Source organism: Streptomyces sp. NPDC001970, from assembly GCF_053594115.1.
Genome location: NZ_JBSFDW010000088.1, coordinates 1 through 7,357, shown reverse-complemented (window position 1 = coordinate 7,357; position 7,357 = coordinate 1). Strand labels below are relative to the sequence as shown.

The window sequence follows — 7,357 nt, the reverse complement described above, 5'->3', positions numbered from 1 at the left end:
TTACATTTCGAACCCGGAAGCTAAGCCTTTCAGCGCCGATGGTACTGCAGGGGGGACCCTGTGGGAGAGTAGGACGCCGCCGAACAATTATTGGGCCGTGGCCCCTGGATTTCGATCCGGGGGCCACGGCCTTTTTGCGTTCTGGGTAGCGTGGCGTCATGCGCTATGACCTCGTCATTTTCGACAACGACGGTGTGCTCGTCGACAGTGAGCCCATCTCCAACACCATCCTGGCCGCTTACCTGACCGAGCTCGGGCATCCGACGTCGTACGAGGACTCCCTCCGCGACTACATGGGCGCTGCCGTGCACCGGGTGCACGACCTTGTCCTGGAGCGGACTGGGCAGCGGCTGCCCGACGATTTCGACGCGACCCTCCACGCTCGCGTCTTCGCCGCCTTCGAGCGGGAGTTGGAGGTCGTCGAAGGGGTCGTGGACGCGCTGGGGAAGCTGACCGCGGACGGGGTTCCGTACTGTGTGGCCTCCTCGGGGAGCCATGAGCGGATACGGGTCGGACATCGCAAGACCGGCCTGGGCAGGTGGTTCCGGGACGAGAACATCTTCAGCGCGCAGGACGTGGGTCGGGGGAAGCCGGCGCCCGATCTGTTTCTGTACGCCGCCGAACGCATGGGCGTCGCTCCGGAGCGGTGTGTCGTCGTGGAGGACAGCAGGCTCGGGGTTGAGGCGGCGCGGGCGGCCGGGATGGATGTGTACGGATTCACCACCATGACGCCCGTCGCGGAGTTGGCCGGGGCCAAGGGGTACTTCGCGGACATGGGCGAGCTGCCGGGATTGCTCGCCTGATCCATCTACCCACGGGTAGTTGAGCGCCTTACGCTGTGCGGCCATGACGGATGCGCGGTTGCGGCACGGTCGGGGCTCGTTGGCGCTGAGTTTCTTTGTGCAGGGGGTGACCTTTGCGCTGCTGGTGACGCGTATCCCTGCCATCCAGGACCGGTACGGGGTATCCGACGGGCTGTTGCCCCTGTTCCTGGCGGCCGTGCCGATCCTGGCCGGTGCCGGCAGTGTGGCGACCGAGAAGCTCGTGGCGCGCGTGCGGCCGGGAGTCGTGCTGCGGTGGTCGCAGCCCGTTGTGCTGTTGTCGCTGCTCGGTGTGGGCGCGGGCAGTGAACTGTGGCAGGTGGCCGTCGCTCTGGGGGCGTTCGGGCTGGCGGTCGGCGCGCTGGACGCGTCCATGAACATGCTCGGGGTGAGCCTGCAGCGGGCGTACGGGCGCAGCATCATGCTCGGCTTCCACGCCACGTACAGCCTGGGCGGGATCGCAGGGGCGTCGCTCGCCTGGGCGGGGGCGCACTGGGCTCTGCCGCTCGTGGTGTTGTACCTGCCGGTGGTGGCCGTGCTGTTGCCCGCGGCGCTCATCGGGAGTCGCTGGTACGTCGATGCGGAGAGGGGGAGCTCGAGGCGTCACGAGGACGGGGCGGAGTCCCGGGGCGGGACGGTCGCCTTCGCGCTGCTGCTGCCGCTGTGTCTGGTGATGACGTTCGCGTACATCGGGGACTCGACCGTCTCGAACTGGAGCGCCAAGTACCTCCAGGACGTGCTCGGGAGCTCGGAGGAGTTGGCGACCGTTCCGTACAACGCGTACATGGTGACGACGCTGCTGGGAAGGGCCGTCGGGGACCTCGGGGTGCGGCGCTTCGGTGCGGTGGCGGTGGTGCGGGGCGGGGCGGTGCTGGCCGCGGGTGGGTTCGCAGTGGTGGCGGTGGCGCCCGGGGCATGGGTGGGGCTCGCCGGGTTCACTCTGCTGGGGCTGGGGCTGTGTGTGATCGTCCCGCAGGCGTTCGCGGCGGCGGGGAGGCTGTTTCCGGGCGGGAGTGACGTCGCCGTCGCACGGCTGAATGTCTTCAACTACGTGGGGTTCTTGATCGGGTCGCCGTTGGTCGGGGGGCTCGGGGATGCGTGGAACTACCGGGGGGCGATGCTCGTCCCGATGGTGTTGGTGCTCGTGACGTTGGTGTATGCCCGGTCGTTTGCGGCGGAGCCCGACCGATACGGTGGCGTTCATGAGCGGCCGCGCACTGTTGATGTGGGACGAGGCGGTAACGAAGTATGACTTCGGTGCCGACCATCCGATGGATCCGGTACGGCTTGCGCTGACCATCGGGTTGGTGCGGGCGTACGGGCTGGACCGTGCGGTGGACGTGGTGGCGGCGAAGCCGGCGGGGGAGTCGACGCTGCGGCTGGTCCACCGCGAGGACTATGTGGCAGCCGTGCGGGCGGCGTCCGTGGACCCGCGGGCCGCGGACCAGTCGTACGGGCTCGGAACGATGGACGACCCTGCCTTCGCCGGCATGCACGAGGTGTCCGCGCTGATCGCGGGGCAGTCGGTGGGGGCTGCGGAGGCGGTGTGGCGAGGGGAAGCCACGCACGCGGTGAACTTCGCGGGTGGACTGCATCATGCGATGCCGGGGTCGGCGTCCGGGTTCTGCATCTACAACGACGCCTCGTTGGCGATCGCCCGGCTGCTGGAGCTGGGGGCGGAGCGGGTCGCGTACGTGGACGTCGACGTGCACCACGGGGACGGGGTGCAGACGGCGTTCTGGGACGACCCGAGGGTGCTGACGATTTCCCTGCACGAGCATCCGCGCATGCTGTTCCCGGGTACGGGCTGGCCCCAGGAGACGGGTGGCGCCGGGCCGGCGGAGGGGTCGGCCGTGAACGTGGCGCTGCCGCCGGGTACGGGGGACGAAGGGTGGCTGCGGGCGTTCCACGCGGTGGTGCCTGAGCTGCTGGCCGACTTCCGGCCGCAGGTGCTGGTGACACAGCACGGGGCGGATACGCACTTCGAGGACCCGCTGGCGCATCTGGCGGTGTCGCTGGATGCGCAGCGCTTGGTGCAGAAGGCGTGCCACGAGCTTGCGCACGAATGGGTCGAGGGCGGGCGCTGGGTCGCGCTCGGCGGGGGCGGCTACGCGGTGGTGGACGTGGTGCCGAGGTCGTGGACGCATCTCGTGGGGATCGCGGGGCATGCGCCGGTCGACCCCGAGTCGGAGATTCCGTCGTCGTGGCGGGATCAGGTGTACGCCAGGACGCGGCAGTTGGGCCCTGGGCGGATGACGGACGGTCGGACGCCGGGGTGGCGGTCGTGGGAGGACGGGTACGACCCGGCGGACCGGCTGGACCAGGCGGTGCTGGCGACCAGGCGAGCGGTGTTTCCGCTGAGAGGGCTGCTGGCGTAGGGGCCGGCGGCTCGGCGGCGGGGCGGGGCCGGTACGGGACGAGTGCCTGCCGTCCTGTCGGCAACCCTCTTCGGCTGTTACGCCAACTGTGCGGATTTGCCGGGGTTTTGGGGTGCGAGGGGCAGGGGTGCGGGAGCATCGGGGGGTGTTGAGCAGGGGAGCGCTGCGTGCGCATCTGTTGGCGGCGAGGCTGGCCGGGCCCGTGGCCACGTCGCGGGAGGAGAGCCTGCGCAGCTATCGGCTCTTCGCGGCGCGGGACCCTCGCGTCACGCTCGGGCTCGATCCCGAATGGGTATGGGGCGAGCGCGATGTGATCGCACTGATGGCCGACAAGTGCGGGGTTTCGGGCGACCCCGGGCATGTGTCGGGGCCGGATGTGATCGATCCCGAAAGGACGTTGAGCGGGCTCGATGCGTTCGCCGGGCGGCTGGCCGATGCGGCCGGCCGGCGGGCCCCGGTCCTGTTCGGGACCGGGCATCCGCATCGGCTGCTCGCGTTCTACGCCGAGCTGGCAGACGCTTTGTCGGCGGCAGGCTGTCCCGTACTCACACCGGCGCAGGGGCGATGTGTCGACATAACGACCCGGTTCGGCGTACGCACGTACAACCTCGACTACGTACGAGGAGTCGCGCTGGTGCGAGAACCCGGCGCTTGGGACGCCGGGCGGGACACCGGCGCGCACACCCACTCGCCACTCCCGATTCGGGCCGCTCTGGAAGGGCTGGCCGAGGCCGGCGGGCCGCTGCCCGAGCTGGTGGTGGGGGACCACGGCTGGGTCTGCGGGGCAGGTCAGCTGGGGTTCGATGCCATCGGTCTCGCCGATACGGACGATCCCGCGTTGTTCGTCGGCGAGGCCGAGGGGCGCGTGTCGGTCGCCGTTCCGGTTGATGACGCGGTGCGGTCCGATTACTACCGGCCGCTTACTCGCTATGTACTCAATCGAGCGTGTCTGTCACAGTAAACGGCCGATGGCTGCTCCTCTTCCCCACTCGCACCACACGCCCCTAGTCTGGTGAGTGAGCGCACAGCGACGAAGAGTCACCGGAGGGGAAGCCGGTGTGCGTCGTGTGCGGAAGGTACAGGTGGGTCATGGCTGCTGGCGAGAGGCCTCTCAACGAGGTCAAGTTCCTGACCGTGGCGGAAGTCGCCTCGGTGATGCGCGTGTCGAAGATGACCGTGTACCGGTTGGTGCACAGTGGTCATCTGCCGGCGATTCGGGTGGGCAGGTCCTTCCGGGTCCCGGAGCAAGCGGTTCACGAGTACCTCCGCGAGTCTTTTGTGGGGGTGGAGTCCGCCTGAGGCGCCCCTCGGATTACAGGCTCGGAGCTCGGGCCGGTAGGCTAGGCCGACGTAGGTCGTGTGGGCCCAGACAGCCCCGCACCGAGTGAAGAGAAGTGAGCGAGGGTAGTCGTGGGCTCTGTTATCAAGAAGCGGCGCAAGCGGATGGCTAAGAAGAAGCACCGCAAGCTGCTCAAGCGCACGCGCGTTCAGCGTCGCAACAAGAAGTAAGCGGCGCCTGTCCGTGAAATACGCGGCCCTTCCACCAGCATGGTGGGAGGGTCGCGGTGCGTCGTACGGCGTTGGGGGCAATGAGCCGTGAAGACTGTCCTGCGGTCATCACAGCGCAACATCAACCCGCTACGGTGACGCCTAGGGGAGAACCGAACGGAAGGCGCTGATCTTGGGCAAGGTCGTGCTCGTCACCGGTGTGGCCCGGCAGCTCGGGGGCCGCTTCGTACGCCGCATCCAGCGGGATCCCGACGTGGAGCGCGTGGTCGGTGTGGACGCGGTGACGCCCGAGCACCATCTCGGCGGTGCCGACTTCGTCCGCGCGGACATCCGCCAGCCGGCCATAGCCCGTGTGCTCGCCGAGCACGGCGTCGACACCGTCGTCCACATGGACGTCACGGGTACGCCGCTGGGCTCGGGCGGCAGGACCTCCGTCAAGGAGACCAACGTCATCGGCACCATGCAGCTGCTCGGTGCCTGCCAGAAGTCGCCCACCGTCAGGCGGCTGGTCGTCAAGTCCAGTACGAGCGTGTACGGCTCCGCGCCCCGCGACCCGGCCGTCTTCACGGAGACCACTCCGCCCAAGTCCCTGCCGAGCGGCGGCTTCGCCAAGGACGCCGTGGAGGTCGAGGGGTACGTACGCGGCTTCGCGCGCCGCAGGCCTGATGTGGCGGTGTGCGTACTGCGCTTCGCGAACATCCTCGGGCCGCGGGCCGACTCCCCGCTCGCCGACTACTTCTCGCTGCCCGTCATGCCGACGGTCTTCGGCTACGACCCGCGGCTTCAGTTCGTCCACGAGGACGATGTCATCCACGTGCTGCGCATCGCTTCCCACGAGCCGCGCCGCGGAACCCTCAACAGCGGCACGTTCAACATCGCGGGTGACGGGGTGCTTCTCCTCTCGCAGTGCTCGCGGAGGCTGGGGCGCCCGACGGTGCCGGTGCTCCTTCCCGCGGTCACCTGGGTGGGTTCCGCGCTGCGTACGGTCGGCGTCACCGACTTCTCCCCGGAGCAGATCCGGCTGCTCACCCACGGCCGGGTGGTGAGCACGGTCCAGATGCGCGAGACCTTGGGCTTCACCCCCGCGTACACGACAGCGGAGACGTTCGCGGAGTTCGCGGGCAGCCGTGCGCCCGGGCTGCTGCCGCCGGAGACCGTGGCCAGGGCGGTGGACAAGCTCGCCGCTCTGCCGGCGGCTGCGGGCTGCACGAAGAAGACCGCGGGCACCGCAACGACGAGCACCGCGAACAGCACTCAGAGCGCCGGATAGCGCCGGATAAGGAGCGCAAGCAACGATGGCGGACGCCAAGGTCATTCCGTTCGACGACGACCGGTCACGCACGGGCGCGTCGCAACGCCCGGTGCGGCGGCGCCCGGGGTCAGGCCGGCGCAAGACCGCGGCCGAGGCGGTGGCGGTGCGCGAGGTGCCCGTCGGCACGGTGCCGGGGCAGCCCGACAGGGAGCAGCCGGGCGTGCCGGGCGCCGGTGCAGCAGGTGCGGGCGCGGCTCCGGTTACGGCAGGTGCGGCTCGCGAGACCGGCCCCGTATGGGACGCAGCGGGCGGCGGCCGGAGCGAGGGCGAGGGAGAGCCGCGGGCGGCGGAGGCGGGCAGTCACGGCTCCCAGGGCGGCCTGGGCGCCTGGGACCGGCGGCTCGCGGGCGGCCTGGCGTTTCTGCGGAGGCGGCTCACCGGGGACTACGAGATCGACGAGTTCGGCTACGACAAGGAGCTCACCGACCAGGTGCTCATGTCACTCGTACGGCCGCTGTACGAGAAGTACTTCCGGGTCGAGGTGAAGGGCATCGAGAACATCCCGTCGGAAGGCGGGGCGCTCGTGGTGGCCAACCACTCCGGGACGCTGCCGCTCGACGGGCTGATGATGCAGGTCGCGGTGCACGACAAGCACCCTGCGGACCGGCATCTGCGACTGCTCGCGGCGGACCTGGTCTTCGTGCTGCCCGTGATGAACGAGCTGGCGCGGAAGGCCGGGCACACGCTGGCGTGCACGGAGGACGCGGAGCGGCTGCTGCAGCAGGGTGAGGTCGTCGGGGTGATGCCCGAGGGCTTCAAAGGCATCGGAAAGCCCTTCAGCGACCGGTACAAGCTGCAGCGCTTCGGGCGGGGCGGCTTTGTGTCCACGGCGCTGCGGGCAGGCGTGCCGATCGTGCCGTGCTCGATCGTCGGGGCGGAGGAGATCTATCCGATGATCGGCAATGCGAAAACGCTGGCGCGGCTGCTGGGGTTCCCGTATTTCCCGCTGACGCCGACCTTCCCGTGGCTGGGGCCGCTCGGGGCGGTGCCGCTGCCGACGAAGTGGACGATCCAGTTCGGGGAGCCGATCCCGACGGACGGTTATCCGCCGGAGGCGGCGGAGGATCCGATGCTCATGTTCAACCTGACGGACCAGGTGCGGGAGCAGATCCAGCACACGCTGTACAAGCTGCTGGTGCAGCGGAGGTCCGTGTTCTTCTGAGTCGCCAAGAAGCGCCAGGCGAGAAGGAAAGGGGAGGGATACGCGGCGAGCGTATCCCTCCCCTTCGCCTTTCCTCCGGACTAGGGCCTGTGTGAGGTCGTGATCAATCGGCTGCTCGCAAGAGATCTTCGAGCCAGATCATCGAGGCGCGGAGTTCGAGGCCGGCGAGGTAGCT

At 69.3% G+C, this 7,357-nt stretch carries 8 protein-coding genes and 1 rRNA gene; all 9 read left to right on the top strand.

Going from position 1 to position 7,357, the window contains the following annotated elements; genetic code table 11:
• A 5S ribosomal RNA gene (rrf, locus tag ACWCP0_RS41755) occupies positions 1 to 85 on the top strand; the annotation flags it as partial.
• A 73-nt stretch (positions 86 to 158) separates the two neighbouring features.
• Positions 159 to 803, top strand: a complete 645-nt coding sequence (locus ACWCP0_RS41750; protein WP_451083924.1) for an HAD family hydrolase — start codon at positions 159 to 161, stop codon at positions 801 to 803.
• 43 nt (positions 804 to 846) lie between these two features.
• Positions 847 to 2,073: an MFS transporter gene (locus tag ACWCP0_RS41745; protein ID WP_451083923.1), complete on the top strand. Its 1,227-nt coding sequence runs from the start codon at positions 847 to 849 to the stop codon at positions 2,071 to 2,073.
• A complete protein-coding gene (locus ACWCP0_RS41740) occupies positions 2,024 to 3,199 on the top strand; it encodes an acetoin utilization protein AcuC (protein ID WP_451083922.1) in 1,176 nt (391 codons plus the stop codon). The genes ACWCP0_RS41745 and ACWCP0_RS41740 overlap by 50 nt, the downstream gene beginning before the upstream one ends.
• A 145-nt stretch (positions 3,200 to 3,344) precedes the next feature.
• Complete coding sequence (locus ACWCP0_RS41735; RefSeq protein ID WP_451083925.1) at positions 3,345 to 4,160, top strand: phosphatase; 816 nt, start codon at positions 3,345 to 3,347, stop codon at positions 4,158 to 4,160.
• A gap of 128 nt (positions 4,161 to 4,288) precedes the next feature.
• Positions 4,289 to 4,498 (top strand): helix-turn-helix domain-containing protein, encoded by a 210-nt coding sequence (locus ACWCP0_RS41730; RefSeq protein WP_158687078.1) that lies wholly within the window; start codon positions 4,289 to 4,291, stop codon positions 4,496 to 4,498.
• A 111-nt stretch (positions 4,499 to 4,609) separates the two neighbouring features.
• Complete coding sequence (locus tag ACWCP0_RS41725) at positions 4,610 to 4,708, top strand: 30S ribosomal protein bS22 (RefSeq protein ID WP_003948845.1); 99 nt, start codon at positions 4,610 to 4,612, stop codon at positions 4,706 to 4,708.
• A 172-nt stretch (positions 4,709 to 4,880) separates the two neighbouring features.
• Entirely contained in the window at positions 4,881 to 5,978 is a 1,098-nt protein-coding gene (locus ACWCP0_RS41720; RefSeq protein WP_451083921.1) for an NAD-dependent epimerase/dehydratase family protein, read from the top strand.
• Positions 5,979 to 6,003: 25 nt separating this feature from the next.
• On the top strand, positions 6,004 to 7,182 hold the full coding sequence (locus ACWCP0_RS41715) for a lysophospholipid acyltransferase family protein (RefSeq protein WP_451083920.1): 1,179 nt from the start codon (positions 6,004 to 6,006) through the stop codon (positions 7,180 to 7,182).
• Positions 7,183 to 7,357: the final 175 nt, after the last annotated feature.